The sequence below is a fragment of the Mesorhizobium sp. YL-MeA3-2017 genome (assembly GCF_030814575.1).
GTDB lineage: Bacteria > Pseudomonadota > Alphaproteobacteria > Rhizobiales > Rhizobiaceae > Mesorhizobium > Mesorhizobium terrae.
This window is the reverse complement of sequence record NZ_JAUSVH010000001.1, coordinates 391,610-417,682: the sequence shown is the minus strand read 5'-3', so window position 1 is coordinate 417,682 and position 26,073 is coordinate 391,610. Positions and strand designations below refer to the sequence as shown.

Annotated in this window: 24 protein-coding genes and 1 tRNA gene; 13 read left to right on the top strand and 12 right to left on the bottom strand. The window is 65.2% G+C overall.

What is annotated here, in order from left to right; translation table 11 throughout:
• The 11 genes from QFZ88_RS01825 to QFZ88_RS01775 all read left to right on the top strand — a co-directional run bounded on the left by QFZ88_RS01825 (position 1) and on the right by QFZ88_RS01775 (position 12,218).
• Positions 1–933 carry a hypothetical protein gene (locus QFZ88_RS01825; protein WP_024922165.1) on the top strand — a complete coding sequence of 311 codons (933 nt, stop codon included), beginning with the start codon at positions 1–3 and terminating at the stop codon, positions 931–933.
• Between the two features lie 12 nt (positions 934–945).
• The gene (locus QFZ88_RS01820) at positions 946–1,272 is read left to right on the top strand and encodes a hypothetical protein (RefSeq protein ID WP_024922166.1); all 327 of its coding nucleotides are present in this window, start codon (positions 946–948) and stop codon (positions 1,270–1,272) included.
• A gap of 107 nt (positions 1,273–1,379) precedes the next feature.
• On the top strand, positions 1,380–1,682 hold the full coding sequence (locus QFZ88_RS01815) for a DUF1799 domain-containing protein (protein WP_024922167.1): 303 nt from the start codon (positions 1,380–1,382) through the stop codon (positions 1,680–1,682).
• Positions 1,679–3,643 (top strand): hypothetical protein, encoded by a 1,965-nt coding sequence (locus QFZ88_RS01810; protein WP_024922168.1) that lies wholly within the window; start codon positions 1,679–1,681, stop codon positions 3,641–3,643. The genes QFZ88_RS01815 and QFZ88_RS01810 overlap by 4 nt, the downstream gene beginning before the upstream one ends.
• Complete coding sequence (locus tag QFZ88_RS01805; protein ID WP_036254742.1) at positions 3,643–4,275, top strand: DUF2460 domain-containing protein; 633 nt, start codon at positions 3,643–3,645, stop codon at positions 4,273–4,275. Before QFZ88_RS01810 ends, QFZ88_RS01805 begins: the two co-directional genes overlap by 1 nt.
• Complete coding sequence (locus QFZ88_RS01800; RefSeq protein WP_024922170.1) at positions 4,272–5,150, top strand: DUF2163 domain-containing protein; 879 nt, start codon at positions 4,272–4,274, stop codon at positions 5,148–5,150. The genes QFZ88_RS01805 and QFZ88_RS01800 overlap by 4 nt, the downstream gene beginning before the upstream one ends.
• Positions 5,128–5,583 (top strand): NlpC/P60 family protein, encoded by a 456-nt coding sequence (locus QFZ88_RS01795; protein ID WP_024922171.1) that lies wholly within the window; start codon positions 5,128–5,130, stop codon positions 5,581–5,583. Before QFZ88_RS01800 ends, QFZ88_RS01795 begins: the two co-directional genes overlap by 23 nt.
• Positions 5,583–9,470, top strand: coding sequence for a baseplate multidomain protein megatron (locus QFZ88_RS01790; RefSeq protein ID WP_024922172.1), 3,888 nt, complete (start codon positions 5,583–5,585; stop codon positions 9,468–9,470). Before QFZ88_RS01795 ends, QFZ88_RS01790 begins: the two co-directional genes overlap by 1 nt.
• A gap of 11 nt (positions 9,471–9,481) precedes the next feature.
• A complete protein-coding gene (locus QFZ88_RS01785) occupies positions 9,482–10,204 on the top strand; it encodes a DUF2793 domain-containing protein (protein ID WP_024922173.1) in 723 nt (240 codons plus the stop codon).
• Between the two features lie 143 nt (positions 10,205–10,347).
• Positions 10,348–11,154, top strand: coding sequence for a DNA adenine methylase (locus QFZ88_RS01780; protein ID WP_024922174.1), 807 nt, complete (start codon positions 10,348–10,350; stop codon positions 11,152–11,154).
• A gap of 119 nt (positions 11,155–11,273) precedes the next feature.
• Positions 11,274–12,218 carry an MrcB family domain-containing protein gene (locus tag QFZ88_RS01775; protein ID WP_024922175.1) on the top strand — a complete coding sequence of 315 codons (945 nt, stop codon included), beginning with the start codon at positions 11,274–11,276 and terminating at the stop codon, positions 12,216–12,218.
• Here the strand turns inward: QFZ88_RS01775 and QFZ88_RS01770 are convergent.
• Positions 12,186–13,562, bottom strand: coding sequence for a tyrosine-type recombinase/integrase (locus QFZ88_RS01770; protein WP_024922176.1), 1,377 nt, complete (start codon positions 13,560–13,562; stop codon positions 12,186–12,188). The genes QFZ88_RS01775 and QFZ88_RS01770 overlap by 33 nt on opposite strands.
• A 53-nt stretch (positions 13,563–13,615) precedes the next feature.
• Between QFZ88_RS01770 and QFZ88_RS01765 the strand changes: the two genes are divergently transcribed.
• On the top strand, positions 13,616–14,023 hold the full coding sequence (locus QFZ88_RS01765; protein WP_036254738.1) for a hypothetical protein: 408 nt from the start codon (positions 13,616–13,618) through the stop codon (positions 14,021–14,023).
• Positions 14,024–14,284: 261 nt separating this feature from the next.
• Complete coding sequence (locus QFZ88_RS01760; protein ID WP_024922178.1) at positions 14,285–14,677, top strand: thermonuclease family protein; 393 nt, start codon at positions 14,285–14,287, stop codon at positions 14,675–14,677.
• A 186-nt stretch (positions 14,678–14,863) separates the two neighbouring features.
• Here QFZ88_RS01760 and QFZ88_RS01755 read toward each other — a convergent pair.
• From QFZ88_RS01755 to QFZ88_RS01705, 11 genes are all read right to left on the bottom strand, one after another.
• A tRNA-Val gene (locus QFZ88_RS01755) sits at positions 14,864–14,938 on the bottom strand.
• Between the two features lie 111 nt (positions 14,939–15,049).
• Positions 15,050–15,730 (bottom strand): phosphoglycolate phosphatase, encoded by a 681-nt coding sequence (locus tag QFZ88_RS01750; protein ID WP_024922179.1) that lies wholly within the window; start codon positions 15,728–15,730, stop codon positions 15,050–15,052.
• A gap of 77 nt (positions 15,731–15,807) precedes the next feature.
• On the bottom strand, positions 15,808–17,616 hold the full coding sequence (locus QFZ88_RS01745; RefSeq protein WP_024922180.1) for an ABC transporter ATP-binding protein: 1,809 nt from the start codon (positions 17,614–17,616) through the stop codon (positions 15,808–15,810).
• The gene (locus tag QFZ88_RS01740) at positions 17,613–18,557 is read right to left on the bottom strand and encodes an acetamidase/formamidase family protein (RefSeq protein WP_024922181.1); all 945 of its coding nucleotides are present in this window, start codon (positions 18,555–18,557) and stop codon (positions 17,613–17,615) included. Before QFZ88_RS01740 ends, QFZ88_RS01745 begins: the two co-directional genes overlap by 4 nt.
• A complete protein-coding gene (locus tag QFZ88_RS01735) occupies positions 18,547–20,190 on the bottom strand; it encodes an ABC transporter substrate-binding protein (protein ID WP_024922182.1) in 1,644 nt (547 codons plus the stop codon). Before QFZ88_RS01735 ends, QFZ88_RS01740 begins: the two co-directional genes overlap by 11 nt.
• Positions 20,191–20,227: 37 nt before the next feature.
• Entirely contained in the window at positions 20,228–21,148 is a 921-nt protein-coding gene (locus tag QFZ88_RS01730) for an ABC transporter permease (RefSeq protein ID WP_024922183.1), read from the bottom strand.
• Entirely contained in the window at positions 21,145–22,053 is a 909-nt protein-coding gene (locus tag QFZ88_RS01725; RefSeq protein ID WP_024922184.1) for an ABC transporter permease, read from the bottom strand. The genes QFZ88_RS01730 and QFZ88_RS01725 overlap by 4 nt, the downstream gene beginning before the upstream one ends.
• On the bottom strand, positions 22,031–22,636 hold the full coding sequence (locus QFZ88_RS01720) for an ANTAR domain-containing response regulator (protein WP_024922185.1): 606 nt from the start codon (positions 22,634–22,636) through the stop codon (positions 22,031–22,033). Before QFZ88_RS01720 ends, QFZ88_RS01725 begins: the two co-directional genes overlap by 23 nt.
• Positions 22,633–23,769: a transporter substrate-binding protein gene (locus QFZ88_RS01715; protein WP_024922186.1), complete on the bottom strand. Its 1,137-nt coding sequence runs from the start codon at positions 23,767–23,769 to the stop codon at positions 22,633–22,635. Before QFZ88_RS01715 ends, QFZ88_RS01720 begins: the two co-directional genes overlap by 4 nt.
• 169 nt (positions 23,770–23,938) lie before the next feature.
• Positions 23,939–25,330 carry a glutathione-disulfide reductase gene (gene gor, locus QFZ88_RS01710; RefSeq protein ID WP_024922187.1) on the bottom strand — a complete coding sequence of 464 codons (1,392 nt, stop codon included), beginning with the start codon at positions 25,328–25,330 and terminating at the stop codon, positions 23,939–23,941.
• Positions 25,331–25,444: 114 nt separating this feature from the next.
• Complete coding sequence (locus QFZ88_RS01705; RefSeq protein WP_024922188.1) at positions 25,445–26,068, bottom strand: DUF2059 domain-containing protein; 624 nt, start codon at positions 26,066–26,068, stop codon at positions 25,445–25,447.
• Between the last annotated feature and the right edge of the window lie 5 nt (positions 26,069–26,073).

The window sequence follows — 26,073 nt, the reverse complement described above, 5'->3', positions numbered from 1 at the left end:
ATGCCGATCAAATGGAAATCGAAGATCCTGCTGTGCAAGCGCGAGACGGTCTATGGCGTCGATGCGGCGCCCACCGGTACGGTCGACGGCATCCTGGCCACCAATGTCGTGCTGTCGCCGATGGAAGGGCAGGATATCAGCCGCGAGCATGAATTGCCCTGGCTTGGGCCGCAGGCCACGGTGCCGACGCAGCTGGCGATGCGGCTGCAATACCGTGTCGAGATGGTGCCGTCCGGAACCGTCGGTGTTCCGCCGGCCTGGGGAACCTCGCTCAGGGCCTGCGCGGTTGGCCAGACGATCACGGCCGCCACATCCGTCGTCTACAATCCGATCAGCGACGGCCATGAAAGTGTCACCCATCATTTCTGGATCGGTCCGACCCGTTTCGTGCTAAAGGGCAGCCGTGGCAGCGCCGTGATGCGGATCGACGCGCAGGGCATTCCTTATTTCGAATTCGATTTCCGCGGCCTGTTTTCGCTGCCCAGCGATCCCGGGGTGCGGCCCACCGTCGACCTGACCGCCTTCCTGGCGCCCGATATCGCGACCAGCCTCAATACGCCTGTTTTCACGCTCGGCGCCGTGCCGCTGGTCTTGCGCAATTTCTCGCTCGACCTCGGCAACGACGTGCAGGGCCGTTTCCTGATCGGCGCCGAGAGCATTCTGGTCGTCGACCGCACTGATGCGATCTCGTGCCAGGTCGAGGCGGTGCCGCTTTCGACATTCGACCCCTTCGCCGCCGCCGCCGGTCAGACGCGGACAGCGCTTTCCCTGCAGCATGGCCGCAGCGCCGGCCGCAAGGCGACGCTTGCGGTTGCCGGCGCGCAATTGCAGCGGCCGAGCTTCGCCAACCAGCAGAACATCCTGGAATGGGTGCTGCCGATGGTGCCGCTGACGACCGCCGGCAACGATCAATGGACGCTGACGCTGACCTGACGGGAGGATTTGATGTTTCGCCTCGATGCCAATCCGAGTTTCTGGACGACGGTTGCGGTGCGCTCGCCGGATGGCGAGACTGAGCTCGGTTCCTTCCGCGCCGAGTTCCGGGCGCTGACCATCTCCGAGCTGGAGGGTTTCGACATAACCACCGGCGCCGGCGCACGCGCGCTCTTGGAGGCAGCCCTTGCCGCCATCGACGAGGTCGAGGACGACGACGGTTCGCCGCTGGCGCTGACCCCGCAGAGCTTCGCGCGCCTCGCCGACATCAACCATGTCCGCCAGGCGCTGCTGACCGCCTTTCTCGGCGCCATCGGCGGAGCCCGCCGGGGAAACTGAAGGCGGCCGCGCGGGCCTGGGCGGCCGGCGGCCTCGTCGAGACAAGCGCCCGCACCGATCTGGAGGATTTATCCCATGCCGCGCTCGATGACGCGCGCGCCTTCGCCGTGCCGCAGGATCAGCTGCTTGCCCTTGCCGAACGGCTGGCCGGGCATCGGCCGGGCGGTTTTGCCGGCGTGTGGCCGGAAAATGCAGCGGCGGTCGAGGCCTTCCTTGCCGCCGCCAGCCAATGGCGCACCACGCTTGGCCTGGAGGACGGGAGGCTGCGCGCCGTCTTCATCGGCCTCGATTATGCCGGTGCCGCCGTCGCTTTTGGCGCGGCCGGCATCCACCTCGACCGAAAGCTGCTGGCCGATCTGCAGACCCTCGAAGCCGCTGCGCGCGATGCGCTCAACGGGGCGCTGAGATGACGCTGAGGCTGGCGCTCGTCATCGACGGAGATGCCAAGGGTGCCCGCCAGGCGCTCGACGAGACGGCGCGCGGCGTCGAGGATCTCGGCAAGAAGGCGGCCAAGACGTCCGGCGATCTCGACAAGGTGACGGCGCGCGACACCAAAAAGCCGATCGAATGGGCGCCGGTCAACGAAGAGCTGGACAAGCTTGCCAGGAAGGCGCCGCCGGCGGCCGATGCGCTGGACAAGGTCGGCGCCGGGCTCGGTGACACTGCGCGCGCGGCGCCGGGCGCAGCAACCGGTCTCGGCGATGTCGGCAAGGCGGCCGGCGGCGCCGCCGACCATCTTGGCCGCTTCCGGGGCGCAACGGTCGGGCTGCTCGCCGGTCTCGCAGGCGGCGTTGCCGGTGCGGCCGTCGCCGCCGGCCTCGGTTTCGCCACCGAAGCTTTCGTCTCCTATGCCCGCGAGGTGTTCGACAACACGCCGCGCATCAACCGCGATCTCAAGGAACACACCGAACTCATCCGTCGCATCAAGGGCGCCTATGACGAGGCGAGGGGCGGGGCCTCCTCCTACGGTCTCGAGAGCAGCTCGCTTTTGCGCTTCCAGGCGCAGCAGGACATCGGCCGCCTCGAAAAGGACGTCGAACTGGCGATCGGCGACTTCAACGGTCGCGACCTGTTCGGCCCGCTGGCGCTGCAGAACGGGCTCGAAACCTTCCTCGAGGATTTCGGCGCCGTCGGTGAGGCGGTGTTGAAGCTGCGCCGGCAGCTGGCCGAGGGCAAGGCCGACCTCATCGCCTTCCGCAACGAAATCGGCAAGGCGGCCGAGGAACTGCCGGTCGGCTCACCCTTGCGCCAGACCGCCGAGCGGCTGATCGCCGACACCGAGCAGGCGGCCAAATTGCAGGCCGAGCTCGCCCGCGCCAAGGATCTGTTGAAGGGGCTGACCGGCGATGCCGAGGCGGCCGCGACAGCGCTGGGCGGCTCGGCCGAGAAATATCGCGACATCGGCGGCAGTGCCGCCGCGGCCAACGCGCCGATATCGGGCGTTTCCGGCGAGATCGCCGCCTCCGGCACCGCCGCCGGCGCGGCCAACGCGCAGCTTGCCGAATATGAGCGGCTGCTGCGTTCGATTTCCGGTCTTTCGGTGCAACCGACGCTCCCGGCTGGGCCGGGCGGATTGCCGGCGGGCGGTTTCGCCGCCGGCGGCTATACCGGCCATCTGCCGGCCGACCGCGTCGCCGGCTTCGTGCACGGCCGGGAATTCGTCTTCGACGCGGCCTCAACCGCCCGCATCGGCGTCGCCAATCTGGAGGCGATGCGCACCGGCATTTCCGGCTACGCCTCCGGCGGTTTTGTCGGTAATAGTGCGGCCTATGCCCGGCGCGGCGGAGCCGGCGGCAGTGCGGCGGAACTCGCCGACGAGTTCGGCGCGCTGCAAGGCGTCATGCACCAGTTCGGCATGACGGTCTGGCGGGCCGGCAGCGCCGGCGAAGCGCTTGGCGGCGTCATCCAGATGGTCTCGCAGCGTTTCCTCGATTTTTCGCTGCGCGCGCTCGACCAGGCCTTGTTCGGCGGCCGAGGCGGCGGGCTTGGCATGCTCGGCGACCTGTTCGGTCTCAACGCGCTCAACATGTTCCCGGCCGCTCCGGGCGCGCTTGGCGTCGGTCTCTACCATGGCGGCGGCCCCGTCGGTGCCGCGCCCGGACCAACGCGCCGGGTGCCGCCGTCGCTGTTCGTCGGCGCGCCGCGCCTGCATGGCGGCGGCTGGCTGAAACCCGGCGAGCGACCGGTGATCGCCATGGACGGCGAGGAGATCGGCTGGCCGGAAGACCTGCAGCGCAAATATGGCGGCGGCCGGACGGTGGTCAACAATTGGCATGTCGAGACGCCGAACCCGAAAGCCTTCGCCGAAAGCCGGGCGCTCGCCGCCCGCGCCGCCGGGCGATTGGCGGCGCGCAGCGGCAGGTATTCGTGATGGCGATCCCGTTCCTCGAGGAGCAGCTCTTCCCGGTCCATGTCTCGTCGGGTTCCGCCGGCGGGCCGGACTGGCCGGCCGAAATCATCGAAAAATCTTCCGGCCATGAGGAGCGCAACACCCGCATCGCGCAGCCCTTGCGTTTCTACGATGCCCGCTACGGCGTGCGCACGCCGGATGAGCTCTACCAGGTGCTGGAGCTCTATTACGTCGCCATGGGCCGGCTGAAGGGCTTTCGGCTGAAGGACTGGTCCGACTACCGTTCGCGCGGGCCGCACCAGCCGGTGAGCCGAACCGACCAGGATCTCGGCACCGGCGACGGCGTGCGCAGGACCTTCCAGCTGGTCAAACGTTATGCGCGGGGTCCGCACGAATTCTTCCGGCCGATCGGCAAGCCGGTGGCTGGCACGGTGCAGATCGGCATTGGCGGTGCGGCGGCCACCGGTTGGACGCTCGATGCCGCGACCGGCATCGTCACCTTCGCCGTTGCCCCGGCCGCCGGTGCCGCGCTCAGCTGGGGCGGCGAATTCCACGTGCCGGTGCGCTTCGACTGCCGCCTCGACCAGATAAGCCATCGCACGGCGACGCTCGGCGACATTCCGTCCATTCTCCTGAAGGAGATCCGGCCATGATGGCGCTGCCGGCAGGCCTCGCCGCGCTTGTCGCGTCCGGCGTCACCACGCTTTGCCATTGCTGGCGTTTCCAGCGTCGCGACGGGCTGGTGCTGGGCTTCACCGACCATGACCGCGACCTTGTCTTCGGCGGTGTCACCTATCAGGCCGAAACCGGTTTCACCGCCGCCGAGACCGAAAGCTCGCTCGGCCTTGCCGTCGATACCGACGAGGTTTCCGGCGCGGTCTCGGCCGATGCCATCGCCGATGCCGACATCGCGCTCGGTCTCTGGGACGACGCCGATGTCGAGGTCTGGATCGTCGACTGGACGCAGGTCGATAACCGCTTGCTCGAGCGGGCGGGCTCGCTCGGCGAAGTGACGCGTGGCGACCTTGCCTACGAGGCCGAGATCCGCGGCCTCGTCCATCGCCTCAACCAGGACGAGGGCAGCACCTACCAGCGCCAGTGCGACGCGGTGCTAGGCGACGCCCGCTGCGGCGTCGACCTGACCAATCCGGCCCGTCGCGGCGCCGGCACCGTGCTCGGCGCGAGCGACGACCGGCTGCTTGTGGTCTCCGGTCTCGCCGGTTTCGCCAGCGACCTGTTCACCCATGGCGTGCTTGCCTGGACCGCCGGCGCCAACAAGGGCGCCCGCGTCGAACTGCGCGGCCATGCGGGCGACAGGCTCGTTCTGTGGCGTCGTGCCGCCCGGCCGGTCGTTGCCGGCGATGCCTTCGTTGTCACCGCCGGCTGCGCCCGCACCTTCGATATGTGCCGTTCGCGTTTCGGCAACGGCGCCAATTTCCGGGGCTTCCCGCACATTCCGGGCAATGATTTCGCGCTCGGCATCGCCAAGAAATCGGAGGTGAACGATGGTTCGTCCTTCTTCCGATGAGGTTTTCCGCGCGGCAATCGTTGCCGAGGCACGCGGCTGGATCGGCACGCCCTATCGCCACCAGGCGTCGCTGAAGGGTATCGGCGCCGATTGCATCGGCCTGGTGCGCGGCGTCTGGCGCGCCTTCCATGGCGAGGACCCCGAACCGCTGCCGGCCTATAGCGGCGACTGGGCGGAGACGACCGGCGAGGAAACCTTGCTCGATGCCGCGCATCGCCACTTCACCGCCGTGCCGGTCGCGGCGATGCGGCCTGGCGACGTCTTGGTCTTTCGCTGGCGGCCTTCGCTGCCGGCCAAGCATTGCGGTTTCCTGGTCGAGCCGGAACGGCTCCTGCATGCCTACCAGTCGGCCGGCGTCGTCGCCGAGGGCTGGCTGGCGCCGCAATGGCGCGCCCGCATCGCCGGTGTCTTTTGCCTGCCGGGGAGGGCGTGATGGCAACCATCCTGCTCGGCCTTGCCGGTGCGTCGCTAGGGGCGGCCTTCGGACCGATCGGACTGATCGCCGGCCGCGCCATCGGCGCGCTGATCGGCTCGATGGCCGACCAGGCTCTGGTCTCGGCGCTGACACCGACGCAGAAACGCGAAGGCCCGCGTCTCACCAGCTCCGACGTGCAGACCTCGACCGAAGGCAGCCCGATCAACCGGCTTTACGGCCGCGCCCGCACCGCCGGCCATTTGTTCTGGGCGACGCGGTTCGAGGAGGAGATCCGCAAGGAGAAATCCGGCGGCAAGGGTTTCGGCGGGCCGAAGGTCGAGACCACGACCTACGTCTACCACGCCAATTTCGCGGTCGGCCTGTGCGAGGGGCCGGTCGCCGGCATCGGCCGCATCTGGGCGGACGGCAAGGAGATCGACCAGGACGAGGTCGAATTCCGTTTCCATCCGGGTTCGGAAAGCCAGCTCGCCGATCCGCTGATCGAGGTCAAGGAGGGTGCGGCGCCGGCCTATCGCGGGCTTTGCTACATCGTCTTCGAACGGCTCGACCTGACCGCCTATGGCAACCGCATCCCGCAGATCAACGCAGAAGTGTTTCGCCTTGTCGGCGCGCTGGAAACACAGGTGGAGGCCGTGGCGCTGATCCCCGGCAACGAACATGGGCTGGACACGCGCCATGTCTGGGTCAAGGACGGCGAGAGCCAGAACCGCCACACGCTTCTGGCCGCGACCGATATCGCCGCCTCGATCGACCGGCTGCAAATGTTGTGCCCGGCGCTGAAGAGCGTGATGCTGGTCGTGTCCTGGTTCGGCACCGATCTGCGCTGCGGCGCCTGTCGCGTCGAGCCGCGCATCGAGGCGGTCAAGACCACCGAGCCGGTGACGTGGCGTGTCGCCGGCCTGACCAGGCAGACCGCGACCTTGGTCTCCACCATCGAGGGCGCGCCAGCCTATGGCGGCACGCCGGACGACGCCTCGGTCATCCGCTGCATCCAGGCGCTGAAGGCGAGGGGGCTCGATGTCTGCCTGCTGCCCTTCATCATGATGGATGTGCCGCACGGTAATGCCTTGCCCAACCCCTATTCGGCGGGGGCGTCGTCTCCCGGCCAGCCGGCCTATCCGTGGCGCGGCCGCATGTCTTGCTCGCCGGCGCCGGGTTTCGCCGGTTCACCCGACAAGACGACCGCGGCCGCCGATCAGGTCGCTTCCTTCGTCGGCACGGCGCGCGCCGTGCATTTCGGCGGCTCCGGCACCACCGTCACCTATTCCGGCCCGGCCGAGTGGAGCTTCCGCCGCTTTATCCTGCACAATGCCAGGCTGGCGGCGCTGGCCGGCGGTGTGGAGTCCTTCCTGATCGGCTCGGAGCTGGTCGGGCTATCGCAGGTGCGCTCGTCCGGCTCGACCTATCCGTTCGTCGACGCGCTGAAGGCGCTGGCGGCCGAGGCGCGCGTCATGCTGGGCGCTGGCGTGAAGCTCGGCTACGCCGCCGACTGGTCGGAATATCACAGCCACCGGCCGGGCGACGGTTCGGGCGACGTCTTCTTCAACCTCGATCCGCTCTGGGCCGATGCCAATATCGACTTTATCGGCATCGACAATTACCTGCCGCTGTCGGACTGGCGCGACGGCTCGGCGCATCTGGATTTCGACCCGGCCGGACCGTCGACCATCTATGACCAGGCCTATCTTCGCGGCAACGTCGCCGGCGGCGAATATTTCGACTGGTTCTACGCCTCGGAGGCCGCGCGTAACGCGCAGGCACGCACGCCGATCACCGACGGCGCCCATGGCGAGCCCTTCGTTTTCCGCAACAAGGACATTCTGGGCTGGTGGCGGAATGCCCATCACAACCGGCCGGGCGGGGTTCGGAGCGGCGGCTCGACCAGCTGGGTGCCGCGTTCGAAGCTGTTGCGTTTCACCGAATTGGGCTGCCCGGCCGTCGACAAGGGCTCCAACCAGCCGAACCTTTTCCCTGATCGCCGCTCCTCGGAGGGCGGCTTTCCGTGGTTTTCCAGCCGTGCCCGCGACGACCAGATGCAACGCAGCTGGCTGGAGGCGATGATCGGTCACTATGCGCTGGCCGCCAACAATCCGGTCTCGCCGGCCTATGGCGGCCGCATGGTCGATCTTGGTCATTCCAACATCTGGTGCTGGGACACGCGACCCTGGCCGTCCTTCCCGGTGAGTTCGGGCCTGTGGGGCGATTGGCGCAACTGGCAGACCGGACACTGGCTGTCCGGCCGACTGGGCACGGCGCCGGCGGCCGAAACCATTCGCGCCATCCTCAACGATGCCGGTTTCAGCCACTATGCCATCGAACCCATCCCGGGCGTCGTCGACGGCGTGACGGTCGGCAACCTGACCTCGGCGCGCGCTTTGCTCGATGCGTTGCGGCCTGCCTACCAGTTCGACGCGGTCGAAAGCGGCGGCATCGTCAAGTTCCTCGCCCGCCATGGCCGCGCACCTGTCGCCACCATCACGGCCGACGAACTGGTGGTGGCGAGCGATGCGCCGGCGCGTTTTCGCCGGACGCGGGCGCAGGAGACCGACCTGCCGGACGCGGTCAAGCTGCGTTATGGCGACCAGTCGCGCGACGACCAGGCCGGCGCCGCCGAGGCGCGGCGCTCGGCCGGCTCGTCGCGTCGCGTCGTCGATTTCTCGCCGCCCGTGGTGATGGGCGAGACCCGTGCCCGCGAGATCGCGGAGTTGGAGCTCAATGCCGCCTGGGTCGGCCGCGAACGTTATGCCTTTGCGCTGGCACCATCGCGGCTGGCGCTGGAGCCGGGCGACGTCGTCGCCTTCCAGCCGGCCGGGCAGGCGGTGCGCATCGAGCGCGCGGCGATTGGCGAGGCGCGCCGCATCGAGGCCTTTGAGGTCGATCCGCTCGCCGGCGGCAGTTTCGGCACCGACCCGACCGGCGGCCAGCAGCCGCCACGGCAGCCGATCGTGCCGGCGCAGGTGATTGTCGCCGACGCGCCGCTGCTGCGCGACGGTGATATTGCGCACGCGCCTTACGTCGCCGGCGTTATGTCGCCGTTCCGCAGCGGCATCGCCTTGTGGCGTTCGCCCTCCGATGCGGGTTTCGAACTCGACACGCTGCTGCCGGTGCCGGGCGCGATCGGCCGCACCGCTTCGCCGCTCCATAGCGGGCCGGTGGGCCGCTGGGACCGGGTCAACCGGCTCGACGTCGAGTTGCTGCGTGGCACGCTGGCATCGGTGCCGGAGCTTGCCGTGCTCAATGGCGCCAACGCCATGCTGGTCGAGAATGCCGATGGCGAATGGGAGGTGCTGCAATTCGCCAATGTCACGTCGACCGGCGCGCGCACGTTCCGGCTTGCCGGTCTCCTGCGCGGCCAGCGCGGCTCGGAGCACGCGATGCGCGCGCCGGTGGCCGCAGGCGCGCGCTGCCTGATGCTCGATCCGAGCGTCGCCCAGGCGACCTTGCCGGCCTCGCTGCTCGGCCTGCCGCTCAATTGGCGCGCCGGCTCGGCCGAGCGTGGCGTCGCCGATCCCGGCGTGTCGTCTTTCACGATGACGCTGCGCGGGCGCGGGCGGCGACCGCTTTCCCCGGCGCGGCTGATCGGCCGCCGTAGCGAGACCGGCGATTGGCGGCTCAGCTGGATCAGGCGCAGCCGCATCGGTGGCGACAGCTGGGACGAGGTGCCGCTCGGCGAGGAACGTGAGGCCTACCGACTGGAGATCCTGGACGGTGCCGGCGGCACGGTTCTGCGTACCTTCGAGACCACCGTGCCCGAGCAGACCTACACGGCCGCTTCTCAGGTTGCCGATTTCGGCGCGCAGCGCACCGCCTTCCATGCCCGCGTCGCGCAGCGCAGCACCAGCTACGGGCCGGGCATCTTCCTTGAAACCCTGGTCACCATTTGACGGAGGCACCGATGCCCGAGACGCTCAAACTGAAGCTGCAGACCATCGCGCCCGACCAGGCGCAGAAACATATCCCGGTCAACGAGGCGCTGCACCGGCTGGACGCTTTGGTGCAGCTTGCCGTGCTCGACCGCGATCTCGCCGTGCCGCCGGCGGCACCCGCCGAAGGCGACCGCTACATTCCGGCCGCCAGCGCTTCCGGCGCATGGCTGGGCTGGGATCTCAACATCGCGCTCTTCGCCGATGGCGCTTGGACCAAGATCGTTCCCCGCCAGGGCTGGCTCTGCTTCGTCGCCGACGAGGGGCTGCTGCTGGTCCATTCCGGCACCGCCTGGCGCGAAACGGCGGCGGTCGGCACCACCATCGTCTCGGAAAGCCCGAATGGCGCCCGCAACGTACTGGCGGTCGCCGAGACGTTGGTCTCGGGGCTGGCCGGGGCCTTTGCTGACACCGCGATTTCGATCCCGAACCGCGCCATCGTCTTTTGCGTCTCGACCCGCACCGTCACCGCCATCACCGGTGCGGCCTCCTACGATTGCGGGCTGGCCGGCGAGCGTTCGAAATTCGGCGGCTCGCTGGGCATCGCCGCCGGTTCGAACAATGCCGGTGTCATCGGCCCGACCGCGTTTTATGCCGACACGCCGGTCCGGCTTTCGGCCAATGGCGGCAATTTCACCGGCGGCGCCGTGCGCGTCGCTATCCACTACATCCTGCCGAGGGTGCCGCAGACATGACCGAATGAACGGGTGGCCAGCGCCGAGGCGCTGGCAGCGGGCCGATCGCCAAACCAGTCCCGCCTGACGATGATCCGAGATAACCGCCACACCCGCTGCCCGGCCGGGCAGGACAAGAGTGGCCGATTCTCGAAAGCACTGAAATGAGCCTTGAAGATGAGTTTATGGCGGTCGAAACGGTGCAGCCGCCGGCGCCCTATATCGGCGGCAAGCGCCGCCTTGCGGCACACATCGCTGCACGGATTGCCGCTATTCCACATCGTACCTATGCCGAGGTTTTTGTCGGCATGGGTGGCGTCTTCTTTCGTCGACGCCACCGGCCACGGTCCGAGGTGATCAACGACCGCAGCGGCGAGGTGGCGAACCTGTTCCGCATCCTGCAGCGGCACTATCCGCAGTTCTTGGACACGCTCCGCTTCCAGATCACCGGCCGCAAGGAATTCGAGCGGCTGAAGGTGTCCGATCCGGCGACGCTGACCGATCTAGAGCGGGCCGGCCGTTTTCTCTACCTTCAGCGGATCGCCTTTGGCGGCAAGGTTTCCGGCCGAAATTTTGGTGTCGATCCGGGTTCGGGAGGTGCCTTCAACCTGTCGCGTCTGGAGCCGCTTCTGGCCGACGTGCATGAGCGCCTCGCCGGCGTGGTCATCGAATGCTTGGATTGGCTGGAATTCATCGAGCGTTACGACCGAGCGGAGACGCTGTTTTACCTTGATCCACCCTATTTCGGCTCAGAAGGCGACTACGGCCGCGATCTGTTCGACCGTGAGCAATTTGGGTTGATGGCTGAGCGGCTGGCGCGCCTGAAAGGTCGCTTCCTGCTCTCCATCAACGACGTGTCCGAGATCCGCACTGCCTTCGCTGGCTTTGCTTTTGAAGGGGTGGAACTCGCCTATTCGGTCGGCGGTGGCCGACGCACCAAACGGGCACGGGAGCTGATTATCTCGAGATAGCGCAGGACACTGTGTCGCGTGGTCGAGTTACCAACGATGGAGAGATCCAAACTCCAACATTATGTTGATTTCACACAGTTTACCTGCCAGCGATGAGTGTCGATTTGTAGGGGGGAACGATGCCTATAGGCGGACACTTACTCGATGTCCTTAACGGATACGCGTTGGCGAAGAACGAGACATTTGAGGGCCATGCCCTCGCGCAAAAAATTCGCGTTGAATTGCCAAAATCAATTCGTGCTGCATTGCCAGGCGAGGATTTGTTGCTCTTGATCAAGGGCAGTGCGGGACAGGGAGCCTGGGCGCGAGGGCCTTGGGCTGCCATCTTCGACCGCCTAGTTACTAACAGTGCGCAACGTGGTTTCTATCCAGTCTATCTGTTCGCTGAGGACATGAAAGGCGTCTACCTAAGCCTCAACCAGGCTATGACCGAGGCGAAGAAGCGCTATCGCGCTGATGCCAAGACAGCACTACGTGCTAGGGCCGAGAATTTCCGTGCGATGCTTGGGTCCAATATCCAGCCGTTTGATGCAAACGCGATCAACCTCGCTCCCAGTAGCGTCAGCAATGACACGGCATTTTACGAAGCCGGCAATATTTGCTCGGTCTATTATCCTGCTGACAAAATTCCTGCTGAATCTGCGTTGGTCAGGGATCTCGTAAGAGTCTTAGACCTCTACCGGATTTTGATTGAAGCGGGCGCTGGTGACGAACAAAACGGGCAGGAAGAGCTCGAAATTTTCTTCGAAGGAGATGGTCGAGCAAGGACACATCTGAGGATTGAGCGGAACCGAAAATTGGTTGCCAGAGTGAAGAAGCTCAAAGGCTGTCGTTGTGAAGCATGCGACATGAGTTTCTCAGAACGCTACGGAGAGCTAGGGGTGGACTTTATCGAGGCCCATCATCTGGTGCCGTTCTCTCAATTGAAAGGGAACGCCATTCCCTTAGATCCCGTCGCCGACTTCGCTGTTCTTTGCGCCAATTGCCACAGGATGGTTCATCGAATGAAGGATATAGCCGACATCAATGGGTTACGCGCTGCTCTTCAAACCAACAAGGCTTGAGCGTGAGCTCCTTGTTCCATCATTTGAACTTTTGGAGACGGGTACTCTCGTCGATTTCTGCACCAGCGAAGCGAATTTGTCGCGGATCTCTGCTTTGCGGATGTCTGGTGCAAGATGGCCATAGGTACGGCTGACCGTGTCGATGTTAGCGTGGCCGAGCTGTTCGGCAACGACGATCAGCGGCGTGCCGTCCTGGACAAGTTGGCTAGCATAGGTGTGGCGCAAGCCATGGAAACAGAAATCCTCCGGCAATTCAGCGTCAAAGACAGCGCGTTTGAAGCCTGGACGATGGTTGGTGTACCATTGCCTGCCGTCTTTTCGCACGAATAGCAGGTCGTTGGGTTTCTTGCCGGCCGCTAATTTTTGGAAGAAGGCGAGCCCCTCATCGGGCAACATCACCACCCGCGGGCGGTAGCATTTGACAGGTGTGACATAGACGCCTGCACCGTCGCGACCGAAATGCGATGCCTGCATGTTGAGCAATTCCTTGATGCGGCACCCGGTGTAGAGCGCACCCAGAACCAGGGTTCGCAAATCCGGCGCGCAGTGTTCGAGCAGCCGGAAGCATTCCGGTCGGCTGAGATGCAACATGCGCGGTCGGTCGACATTGTTCAGCCGGCGTATGCAACGCCAGGGACGATCCGATTCTATATAGCTGTTTTCCCAAGCCATCAGCAGCGCCATACGCAGCACTCCGATCAGCGTGTTGGTCGTCTTCCTGCGTTTCCTAAGTTCCTCCTCCGACATGGCCTCGATCGGTCGCCGTGGCTTGAGCGGCTGGTTTCCCCTTTTAGGCGGTGTCTCGAGAACATCCTTGATGAAAAACCGCAGTCGTTCGGAATTCATGTCTTTCGCGGGAAGAGAAAACAGCCGCGGCACGAAGTGGAGGTTGATCAGGGTGACAAGGGCGACAAAATGCGAGCGCGCGGCAACCACGCGCTTCCACTCGATGTAGTCGCTCAAGGCACGTCCTATTGTGTAGACATCGCCGATCGGAGAGGCTTTCAGAAAGTCGATGGAGCCGATTGGCCTGGCGTCGGTGGCCAGGTGTTTGAAGGGGTTCGCCGCGAACCATTCCTGGGCAGCCTCGCAAGCGGCTTCGAACGAAAGCCCTTGGTCGCCAATGTCCGGATTGTCTTCGGTGAAGGCAAGCCGGTGTTGTTGATAGCTTGCATCCTTCAGTCTGATCTTGGCGACCCAATGGGTCGCGCCGGAGCGATATTTTTGGTAGCCGACGGCGCGGCCATACTCCAAAGTCTGCCAATAGGGTGCGTAACGCCCGCGTAAAGATTGACGCAGTTCGACGTCCGACAGATCAAAGCCGAAGACGGTTTTTCCAGCCATGCTCGCATCCCAGCGCCTATCGTGGTCGGACAATGGCATTGTAGGGTGACAATATGACGAGCCCGTCTGATGCACTGCATGCGGTAATGGTGGCCCGGTTGAGGGCGTTGGACATGATGCCGGTTGCGGTTGCAGAGGCGAGGCCGCGCGAGGAGCCGAGGGAATTTCCCTATGCTTCGATCGGTGTCACCGCTGCCGACGAGGATGGCGGCAGCGTCAGTTTGCTGGCCACCGTCCACTTCTGGGATCGTTCGGGCGACGCATCCACCAGAAAACTGCTCAAGAAAATCCAATCCGCCTTCGTCGAACCGCCGACGGTTGACGGCTACGAATTCGTCACCTGGGCGCCGGACTACTCTGAAATCAGGGCAGAAGACGAGTATTCGGCCTTCCACGGGTTGGCGCGGTTCAGCGCCCAGATCCAACGAAGGCCTGATTGGCAGCAAGAGTCAGCTGTCTGATCCACACCCAGCGCTGGCCGGTGACAATGTCTCCAGCAACAGGAGGCAAAAATGAACCGCTTTGAAATCTCGATCTTTGGAGTTCGGCTCATCGCGCGCGGTTATGCAGGCATTGTCGGCGCCATCATCGTCACCGCCATGCTTCTGGCCTATGCCGTGGGTTCGACATGAGGTGTTGCGATGGCGGCGATCGGCTGCGCTCAACACAGTGCCTTGGCTGCCTTAGTGTCGGCCGGGGATTGAACCGAACAGGAACTCCGCGTGAAGACGCTTTGGGTGTTGGTCATAGCATGGGCGAGCGTAGCGCCAGCGGCGTCCATGCCCGTTTGTTCTGGAGGGCATCGGGTCAATTGCGTCGTGGACGGCGATACATTCTGGTGGCGCGGCAAGAAGTACCGCATCGCCGATATCGATGCGCCCGAGACGGATGCATCCTGCGAGGCCGAGAGGCGGCTGGCGGCAGAAGCAACATCGAAGTTGAAGGATCTGCTGGCGAATGACTTCGCCGTCGAGCCTACAGGCCGGTTCGATCGCTACGGGCGGCGGTTGGTGATCGTAAAGATCGACAACAAAAGTGTTGGCGAGACTTTGATAGCAGCTGGACTGGCGCGCCGTTGGCAGGGACGCAAGGAACATTGGTGCCCTGCACCTTGAACGGGCTTTCAATCCGCTTTCAACACATTCCGAATTGATGCCAAATGAAGTTGCGCGATCCTGCCAAGTGAAGTTGCGCGCTACAGAACGGGCCTTCAACCGGCTTTCAAAGCATTCTGAATTGATGCCAAGTGAAGTTGCGCGCTGCAAAACCAAGAAAACCATGGGGAAAAAGCGCGAGCGGAATGGTGGGCGATGTAGGGATTGAACCTACGACCCCACCCGTGTGAAGGGTGTGCTCTCCCGCTGAGCTAATCGCCCGCTCCGTGCCCGAAGGCCAAGCGCGCCGCGATATAAGGGAGGCCGTGGTCGGAAGTCAACCGTCCCAACCATGCTTCCACGGCAGGAAAGCATGATGCGGCAAAAGATTTTTCAGCGCGCCGCCGCGATCAGTTTTTCAACGAGGCCCAGCGTCAGTTCATCGAAGTGCGAGATGATCGCCGAAGGCTCGAATTCGCGGACATGGCGGTCGGTGTAACCGAAGTCGACGGCCACGACGGGAATGCCCGCCGCCTTGGCGGTGTCGATGTCGGTCTGCGAATCGCCGACCATGACGGCGCGCTCGGGATCGCCGCCGGCCATGGCGATGGTTTCGAGCAGATGGCGTGGGTCCGGCTTGCGGAAGGCGAAGGTGTCCTGGCCGGCGATGGCCGAAAAATGCCGCTTGAGGCCCAGCGCTTCGATCAGCGCCAGCGAATTCGCCTCGTATTTGTTGGTGCAGACGGCAAGCGCGTAACCTGCGCTCTCCAGCCGGTCGATCGCCTCGACGACGCCGGGATAGGGCAGGGACTTGCCGGGGATGTTCCCGGTGTAGTGGGTCATGAACAGGCCGAGCAGGCGGTCGAGCTCTTCGGACTTCAGCGCCTTTTGCTGCGCGGCATAGGCCCGTTCGATCATGACGCGCCCGCCCTGGCCGACGAAGCGCTTGAAGCCGGCATAATCGACGCTCGCCATCGCGCCCGCCACCAGGCTGTGGTTCAGGCTGTCGAGCAGGTCCGGAGCGGTGTCGACGAGCGTGCCGTCGAGGTCGAACACGATGATAGGGCGCTTCATGATCCGTTCCGTGGCTGTTTGCGCCAACGGCCTAACCGTTCGGCCGGTTCGAGGCAAGCCGCGTGGCCTTGTCCGCGCTAGTGGGCCGCGACCAGATGGCCGTCGCCGATATCCCGCAGGTCGAGTTTCGCCGGCGGATCGCCGACCCGGCGCACCGGACTGGCGATCTCGCTGTGCAGCCTGGCGAAACGGGGACGACGGCGCGCCGGATCGGGCACCGGAACCGCCTCGATCAGCCGCCTCGTGTAAGGATGGCGCGGATTGGCGAAAATCTGGTCGCGCGTGCCCATCTCGACGATCTGGCCGAGATACATCACCGCCACGCGATCGGAGATGTTTTCGACAACCGCCATGTCGTGGGAAATGAACAGATAGGCGACGCCGAACTCGTTCTGCAGTTCCTTCAGCAATTGCAGCACACGCGCCTGCACCGAAACGTCGAGCGCCGAGACGCTTTCGTCGGCGATGATCAGCTTCGGCCGCAGCGCCAAGGCGCGCGCGATGCAGATGCGCTGGCGCTGGCCGCCCGAAAATTCGTGCGGATAACGCTCCATCTGGTCGGCGGACAGGCCGACGCGCTCGAACAGGGCGGCGACGCGGTCCGTGCGCTCTTTCGGCGTGCCGATGTTATGGATGAGCAGCGGTTCCGCCACCAGTTCGCCGACGCGCATACGCGGGTCGAGCGAAGCGTAGGGATCCTGGAAGATCATCTGGATGTCGCGGCGCACCGCCTTGCGTTCGTCGCGGCCGAGGCCGGCGAGATTGCGTTCGCCGACGGCGATGTCGCCGCTATAGGGCAGGAGGCCGGCCAGCGCCTTGGCGGTGGTGGACTTGCCGCAGCCGGATTCGCCGACCAGCGACAGCGTCTCGTTCGGAGCGATCGAGAAGGAGACGCCTTCCACGGCATGGACGCGGCGGGTGACGCGCCCGAAGAAGCCGCCATGCAGGTCGAAGCGCACATGCAGGTCGCGCACTTGGGCGACAGCAGCAGGTTTCGCCGGTTCGGCCGGCTTGGCAGCCGCATTGGCGCGCCCGGTGCCCATCTTCGGCACGGCGGCGAGCAGTTCGCGTGTATAATCGACCTGGGGGCGCTCGAAGATATCGGCGACGCTGCCTTGCTCGACCATACGGCCGTTGCGCATGATGATGACCCGGTTGGCCATTTCGGCGACGACGCCCATGTCGTGGGTGATCAAGATGACGGCGGTGCCTTGTTCGCGCTGCAGGTCGCGCAAAAGCTCCAGAACCTCGCCCTGCACGGTGACATCGAGCGCGGTGGTCGGCTCGTCGGCGATCAGCACGTCGGGTTTGAGTGCCAGCGCCATGGCGATCATCACGCGCTGGCGCATGCCGCCGGACAGTTCGTGCGGGAACTGCTTCAGCCGGCTCTCGGCCTCGGGGATGCGTACCGCCTTCAGCGCCTCGATGGCGCTGGCGCGGGCTTCGCTGCCGCTCAAATCGGTATGCGCTTCGATTGCCTCGATCAGCTGGCGCCCGATCGAGAGGACCGGGTTGAGCGAGGTCATCGGCTCCTGGAAGATCATGGCGACGCGGTTGCCGCGAATGGCCTGCATGCGCCTTTCGCCCAAGGTGGTGAGCTCAAGGTCGCCGAGGCGGATCGAGCCGGCCGAGACACGCGCCTGCGGCTGCGGCAACAACCCCATCACGGCAAGCGAGGTCATCGACTTGCCGGAGCCGGATTCGCCGGCGATGCACAGCGTCTCGCCGCGAGCGAGCGAGAAAGAAAGATCGGCGACGACGGCCCGCTCGCCATCGTCACCGCGCACCGAGACGGTCAGGCCGGAAACGGTTAGCACCGGTCCGCCTGTGTCCGGCTGAGGCGCGGCCGGGGCCGCGCCTGGCTTTGTGCCGGCAGCTGCGGTCATTCGAACACGCAGCGCGGGAAGTAGAACGACACCACCCAGTTCGGCATGTCGACGATCTCGCTGATCCTGAGGTCGCCGCAGACCGAAACCAGCATGTAGGCGTCGACCGGATCCATCTGGTAGCGCGCGGCAAGCAGGTCGACCATCTGGGCGACGGCTTCCTTGGCGCCGGTCATCAGGTCCGGGCCGATGCCGGTCGTCACCTCATAGCCCTTGGCATCGAGATGGCGTGTCACCGGGCCCGGCGTGGTGAAGCGCGGCGTCTTCAGCCGCGCGTCCTTGACCAGATCGAGCGTGAGCACGACATCCATCGGGCTTTCGATCGCCGTGCCGCAGACCTCGCCGTCGCCCTGGGCGGCGTGAGTGTCACCGACCGAGAACAGCGCGCCCGCCACTTCCACCGGGAGGTAGAGCGTGGTGCCGGCGGCAAGGTCGCGGATGTCGAGATTGCCGCCGACGCGGCGCGGCGGCACCACCGAATGCAGACCCTTTTCCGCCGGGGCGTTGCCGATCGTTCCGGCGAACGGCTTGAGCGGCACCCGACCGTTCTTGCCGAACAACGCCGGTTCCAGCGATGTCGGGTCGTATTTCCAGATGGCGAGCGCCGGCTCCTTGAAGTCATCCGCGAGCAGGCCGAAGCCTGGAATGTTCGCCGTCCAGCCGAAGCCGGACGGTTTGAACTGCTCGATGGTGATCTTCAGCGCGTCGCCAGGCTCGGCGCCGTCGACATAGATCGGCCCGGTCACCGGGTTGATCTTGCCGAAGTCGAGCTTGGCGATGTCGGCGACCGTGCTGTCGGGCTGCAACTGGCCGCCGGACGAATCCAGGCAGTTGAACTCGATGGTCGTGCCCGGCTTCACCCGCTCGGCCGGGACAAACGAATTGTCCCAGCCGAAGTGATGATGGCGCCCGTGGATGGTGTAGTTGCAGTTATTGCACATCGTTTACATACACATAGTCGTAGTTGATCGGGATATGGACCGGGTCGACATAGAGCTTGTCGTCGCCGCCCATGCGCGGGGAGCGCATGGTGAAGCGCTGCTCGTTGAAGACCGGCGCCCAGGGCGCGTCTTCCATGACCTTGGAGTAGATTTCGCCCCACAGCTTGTAGCGCTCGTCGGCCTTGGCCGGATCGACGATGGAATCGGCTTTCGCCGCCTTGGCGTCGAGGTCCTTGTTGCAATACCAGGCCCAGTTCCAGCCGCCGGCGACGGCGCCGCCGCAGCCGAGGATCGGGCCGTAGAAGTTCGACGGATCGGGGAAGTCGGCGATCCACGCCATGCCGCCCGACCAGATCATCGGCGCGCCGGCCTTGTCGCCACCGGCGGCGATGACATTGGCCTGCGCCAGCGACTGGATCGAAGCCTTGATGCCGATGGCGGCCAGATCCTGCTGGATCGCCTGGGCGATGCGCGGGTTCGGGTCGGTGTTCATGACGAAGAGCTGCGTTTCGAAACCGTCCGGGTGGCCGGCTTCGGCGAGCAGCGCCTTGGCCTTGGCGACATCGTATTTATAACCGGCGAAACTCTTGTCGTAGCCCGGCATCGACGGCGGCAATGGCTGGTTGGCCGGCACCGCGCGGTTGTTGATGATCTTGACGACGCGTTCCTTGTTGATGGCCATGTTGACGGCCTGGCGCACCTTCACATTGTCGAAGGGAGCCATGGTGGTGTTCATGGTGACGTAGCCGGTCTGCAACTGGCCGCCTTCGACGACGCGTGCCTTCTGGGCGGGGTCTGCCATCACTTCCTGGAACTTGGCCGGCGGGATGCCGTCGCCGGGCACGTCGACCTCGCCCTTCTGCAGGCGCAGCAGCGCCACGATCGGCTCCTGGCCGATTTCGAAGGTGATCTTGTCGAGATAAGGCAGGCCCTTGTGCCAGTAGTCGGGGTTGCGCTCGAAGACGAGGCGCTGGCCGAGCGTCCATTCGGCGAGCTTGTAGGCACCGGTGCCGACAGGATGCTTGCCGAAATCGGCGCCGTATTTCTCCACCTCTTCCTTCGGCACGACATGGCTGAAATTGATCGCCATCACATGCAGGAAGGTGGCATCGGGCCGCGACAGCTCGATCTTGACGGTCGAAGGATCGACGACGGTAACACCCGCCAGGCCGGTCGCCTTGCCGGCGGCGACATCCTCGTAACCCTTGATCGAGGCGAAGAAGCCGGCACCCGGGCTCTGGGTCTTCGGGTTGGTGACACGGTCGAGCGAATATTTCACGTCGTCGGCCGTCATTTCGCGGCCATTGTGGAATTTCACGCCCTTGCGCAGCTTGAAGGTGAAGGTGGTGCCGTCCGGCGAGATCTCGTAGCTCTCGGCGAGCTCCGGCCGCAGCTTGGTGGTGCCGGGCTCGTAGTCCATCAGCCCGTCGAACAGGCTCTTGATCATCGACCAGTTCTGCCAGTCGTAGCCGATGGCCGGGTCGAGCGTGGCGACATCGTCCTTGTAGGTGATGGTGATGGCGCCGCCCTGCTTGGCGTTCGGGTCGAGCTTCTCCTCGGCGGAGGCCGGCGCAAGGCCGAGCATCAGCGCCAGCGCCGACGCTGCTACGGTTGAGGCCAGGTATTTTCTCATGTGAGGTTCCCTTCTTCTTGGTTGTGGGTTGCTAAGGTCAGCGCAATTTGATGCGCGGATCGATGAATGGGGCGACGATGTCGGCGAGCAGATTGCCGAGCACGATGGCGCAGGCTGAAACCAGCGTCACACCCATGATGATCGGGATGTCGACGCGCTGGATCGCCTGCCAGGCGAGCTGGCCGATGCCGGGCCAGCCGAACACGCTCTCCACCACGACGATGCCGCTCATGAACAGGCCGATGTCGATGCCGATCATGGCGACGACCGGCAGGATGGCATTGGGCAGCGCATGGCGGAACAGGATGGCGCCGCGGGCCAGGCCCTTGGCGCGGGCGGTGCGGATATAATCCTGGCGCAGCACGTCGATCATCGATGAGCGCATCATGCGCGAATACCAGCCAGCGCCGAGTATGCCGAGCGTCAGCGATGGCAGCACCATATGCCGCCAGGTGCCGTAACCGCCGATCGGGAACCAGCCGAGCTGGACGGCGAAGACATAAAGCAGCAACAGGCCGACCACGAACTGCGGCGCCGATACGCCGATGAAGGAGCCGACCATCAGCGTCTGGTCGGTGACGCTGCCGCGCTTCACTGCGGCGATCAGGCCCATGGTCAGTCCGAGCGCCACTTCGCACAGGATGGCGCCGACCATCAAAAGCAGGCTGGCCGGCAGCCGCGCGACGATCAGTTCGGTGACCTCCGAGCGCTGAATATAGGAGCGGCCGAGATCGCCGGAGACGAGATTGGTGAGGTAGCGCCAGTATTGCACGACGAAAGGCTGGTCGAGGCCGAGCTGCTGGCGGATGCTTTCCACCGTCTGCGGCGTGGCGCTGCGCCCGGCGATCTGCCGCACGGGATCGGCCGGCAACAGGTAGAGCAGGGCGAAGGTGATGATGGAAACGCCAAGCAGGATGAGGACAGCCTGCATCAGGCGGCGGGTGAGATAGGCGATCATGCCCGCCCCCTCTGGGTGGGGTCGAGAATGTCGCGCAGTGCGTCGCCGACCAGGTTGAAAGCGAGCGCCAGCGCCAGGATCGCCGCGCCCGGGAAGAAGACCAGCCAGGGAGCGGCCTGGAAGTAGGTCTGGTTCTCGAAGATGATGTTGCCCCACGAGGCCGTGGGCGGCTGCACGCCGATGCCGAGATAAGACAGCGTGGCTTCCAGAAGCACGGTGGTCGAGATGCCGAGCGTGCCCCAGACGATGATGGTGGGCAGAAGATGCGGCAGGATGTGGCGGAACAGGATGCGCGGCGTGCTGGCGCCGATGGTGCGCTCGGCGTCGATGAATTCGCGCTCGGCCAGAGAACTGGTTTCGGTGAAGACGACACGCGCCGTCTGCACCCAGTTCACCAGCGCGATCACCATGGCGACGATCCACAGGCTGGGCTGGAAGACGGCGGCCAGGCAGATGGCGAGCAGAAGTGCGGGGAAAGCCATCATCAGGTCGGTGAAACGCATCAGCGCGCCGCCGATCCAGCCGCGGAAATAGCCGGCGGTAACCCCGACCAGCGTGCCGATGATCAAGGCCGCGCCATTGGCGACGACGCCGATGATGAGCGAGGTGCGCGCGCCGTAGAGGATACGGGTCAACAGGTCGCGGCCGAGCAGGTCCGTGCCCAGCCAGAAAGCGGCGTTGGGCGGCAGCGGTGAGCCTTCCAGCGTCAGGCCGTCGAACAGCTGTTCGTTGGGATTATAGGCGGTCAGCCACGGCGCGAAGACAGCGCCGGCGACGGTGAGGGCGATGATGATGAGGCCGATGACGGCGAGCGGCCGCTTCAACAGCCGGCCGAGCACGCCGGCGCGACGTTTTGCAATCACGGGCGCGGCGAGCGGCGCGTCAGGCGCGATGGGACTGGTCAACGCCGCCCTCCTGTTCGGTCATGGCGACAACGCGCCGGGCAGCTTCTTCAAGGGTAACCTGCCAGCTCATGGCGAGCGAACGCAGCTGCGCATAGGCACGCTCGTCGTCGATGCCCTGGCTGGTCAGTGCGGCGACGGCGCGCACGATGGTCTGGCGCTCGGCGACGCGGGCTTGCAACGTGGCGATCTCATCGGCGAGCTGGCGCCGCGCGGCGAAACTCTGGCGCGCGATCAACAGCGCTGAATAGACGCCCGAATTGCCGACGGGCTTCAGAAGCTGGGCGTCGGCATTGTGCGACAATGCCCATTCGATGCGGCCCGGCGCTTCGGAGCCGATCAGCGCGATGATCGGCATCGGCGCTTCGCCGGGCGCCCATGGGAACTGCTCGTCGAAACCGAGGTCGACGTCGAAGAAGACGAAGTCGGCGCCGAGCGCCTCCGGCGGCAGTTCCGGCCAGCAATCGGTGGCGGCCAGGCCGATGGCGGAAAGCTGGCGCATGATGGCGGTCAGGTTTGCATGCGGCCGATGCAACACGAAGGCCTTGGCGCCGCCGAGAATGGGAATGCGGGCGGCGCGTTTCATGACACCACCTTCAGCTTGCGGCCGCCGAAGACCTTGGCACGGTCGTAACGCGACAGGTAAGGATCGGGCGCGACTGCCTTAGTGGTGCTGACTTTTTCAAAACCGTCGCCGGCGATGCGGCCGATCTCGACGGGCAGGGTGGCATGCTGGGTCTGCGGATCGATGCTGATCGCGCCGAACGGCGTTTCGAAGCTGCGGCGCGTGAAGGCGGCGGCCAGGTCGCTCCCGCCGTTGCCGTTCTCGGACGCCAGGATTGCGGCAAGGACCTTGACCGAGGCATAGGCCGAAGCCTGGAACGACGAGGGCCGTGTTACAGCATCTTGTCCCTGCGACATCAGCCACGGCTCCCTGACCGAGGCGTCGTGGAAATAGGGGCCGGCGGAGAGATGGCCGTTGCCGGCCGCGCCGATTGCCGGCAATTCGCATTCGGTCAGGTTGCAGGAGATGATCGGGCAGTGCTGCGGCGTGAAATAGTCATCCTGCCGCAACAGTTCCGCATAGGCCTGGAAGAAGGCGTAGGAGGAAGGGCCGATCAGATTGTTGAGGATGAAATTCGGCCGCGTCGCGCGGATTTCCTCGATGAGCCGCGCCACATCGGTCTCGCCGAGCGGCAGGTAACGTTCGCCCAGAACGCGACCGCCGGCATCGGCGATCAGGTCACGCGCGACCCGGTTGGTCTCCCAGCCCCAGATGTAGTTGGAGCCGGTCAGGAAGCCGTTGGCGCCGAACAGCGGCACGACATGGCCGAGCAGCGGCACCAGATGCTGGTTCGGGCAGGCATGCATGTAGACGACATGCTCGTTGGCCTCGAACCCTTCATAGGGGCAGGCGTACCAGAGTATGCCGTCGGCTTTTTCCAGAGCCGGAATGATCTCCTTGCGGCTCCAGGAGGTGACGCCGCCGATGATGTGGCGGGCGTCGCTGTTGCGCAGGATGTCTTCGGCCAGTGTCGCATAGCGGTCGGCATTGCCTTGCGGGTCGCGTTCGATGGCGATGAATTCGATCGGAGAGGACGGATCGGCATTGATCGCCGCAACCGCCTGCATCGCGCCGCGATGGCAGGCTTCGGAAACGAGACGGTAATTCCCGGAACGGGAATAAAGAATGCCGATCTCGACGCGGCGCTTCGCCAATGCTTCCCCCCAAAACGAAAATGCCCCGCAGCCACCGCGATCGGGCGGGGCATACGAGGCACGCTTGCCGTCCGGCTAACGAGGCCGGTATTTTGTCCCTAAACTATCCTGTGCCGGCCGGCAGTCAAGCGCGAAAGCGCGCAATCCCAATGGAACGGCTTTCGGAAGGCTAATCGAGCCTCACGCAGTCTTTGACGCGATAGGTCGGCTTGTACATCGTGACCAGCTCCTCGGCCGCCGTCGGATGTACGGCCATGGTGCGGTCGAAATCGTCCTTGGTCAGCCCGGCCTTGATCGGGATGCCGAGAAGCTGCGCCATCTCGCCGGCGTCGGGGCCGAGGATATGGGCGCCGAGCACCTTGCGGCTCGCAGCGTCCACCACCAGCTTCATCAGCATCTTCTCCTGACGCCCGGAAAGCGTGTGGCGCATCGGCCGGAACGAGGCGCGGTAAATCTCCAGTTCGGCAAACCGCTTGGCTGCCTCATCCTCGGACAGGCCGACCGTGCCGATCTCGGGCTGCGAGAACACGGCGGTGGCAATCGTCTCGTGGTCGGGCGCGGTCGGGTTGTTCTTGAAGGCGGTCTCGACGAAACACATGGCTTCGTGGATGGCGACGGGTGTCAGCTGGACGCGGTCGGTGACATCGCCAACCGCCCAGATGTTGTCGACATTGGTGCGCGAATAGCGGTCGACGACGATGGCGCCGTTCTTCGCCGTTTTCACGCCCGCCGCCTCCAGGCCGAGATTTTCGGTGTTGGGCTGGCGGCCGATCGCGAGCATGAACTGGTCGACGGTCAGTACTTCGCCGCCGGTCACGCGCACGTCGAGCCGGCCGTCTGGTCGCCGTTCCACTCCTTCGGAAACCGCGTGGGTGAGAATGCGGATACCCTTCGCCTCCATGGTTTCGTGCAGGGCGCGCCGCAGATCCATGTCGAAGCGGCTGAGGATCTCGGCGCCGCGATAGATCAGCGTCGTCTCGACGCCAAGGCCGTGGAAGATGTTGGCGAATTCGACGGCGATGTAGCCGCCGCCGCCGATGGCGATCGCCTTCGGCAGTTCCGCCAGGTGAAAGGCCTCGTTGGAGGTGATGCAATGTTCGTGGCCGGGCAGTGCGCGGTGCTCGGTCGGGCGGCCGCCGGTGGCGATCAGGATCTGGTCGGCGGTGACGGTGCGGTTCTCCGCCTCAAGCCGGATCGTGTGGCGGTCGATCAGCGTGGCACGCGTCTGCAGGGTTTCGCCGCCGGCGCCCTGCACATTCTTGCGGTAGAGACCTTCGAGCCTGGCGATCTCGCGATCCTTGTTGGCGATCAGGGTCGGCCAGTCGAAGCTTGCCTGCGGCACGGTCCAGCCATAGCCAGCCGCGTCCTCGAAATGTTCGGGAAACTGCGAGGCGTAGACGAACAGCTTCTTGGGAACGCAGCCGCGGATGACGCAGGTGCCGCCGAAACGGTATTCCTCGGCGATGCCGACCTTCTTGCCGAGGGCCGCCGCGACGCGGGCCGCGCGCACCCCGCCGGAACCGCCGCCGATGACGAAGAGGTCGTAGTCGTAAGCGCTCATGGCTGGTTCCGGTCCGTTACAGAAAGCGGTCTCAGAGGTAGGCGTCGAATCGCCAAAAGAAAAGCCCGGCTGTCGCCGGGCTCTTGATCCAATCGATTGTCGAAGACGGCGCGATCAGTTGGCGCTGCCATCCGCGGGTGCCGCGCCATCGGCCGGAGCAGCACCATCGGCGGGTGCGGCGCCGTCAGCCGGGGCGGCGGCATTGTTGTCGGCCGGAGCAGGCGCCGGCGCCTTGGCACCAGCGGCCGCCTGAAGCGCTTCGCCAACCTGCATGGCGAGGTCACGGGCGACGCCGTTCTGCCAGATGTCGGCGGCCTTCATCAGTTCGCGCGTGACGATCGGGCCGCTGTCGAGCAGCTTCTTGCCGCTCTCCGACTGGTAGAAGGTGGCGATGCTGTTCAGGTCCTGTTCGGAAAACACCTTGGCGTAGGCGATCGCGGCTTCCTTCTCGAGGTCGGCGCGGCGCGAGGCCAGCGCCAGTGCCTTGGCGTTCACCGTGTTGGTGATCAGTTCCTGCAGGTCGGGGTTCTTCTGGATGAGCTGCGCCTGCAGCGCGGCTGCCGCCTGCGGCAGGATGTTGTCGAACGGGTCGGTCGCGTGGATGGCGGCGACCGCGGCGCGGGCTGCCTTCATGTGCGATTCGGAAACTTCCTGCGCGAAGGACGGCGCGGAAAAAGCGACGATGGCCGTGGCCGCCAGCATGACGGAAAGGCGGCGGACCCGTTTATGCAACATCATGATCG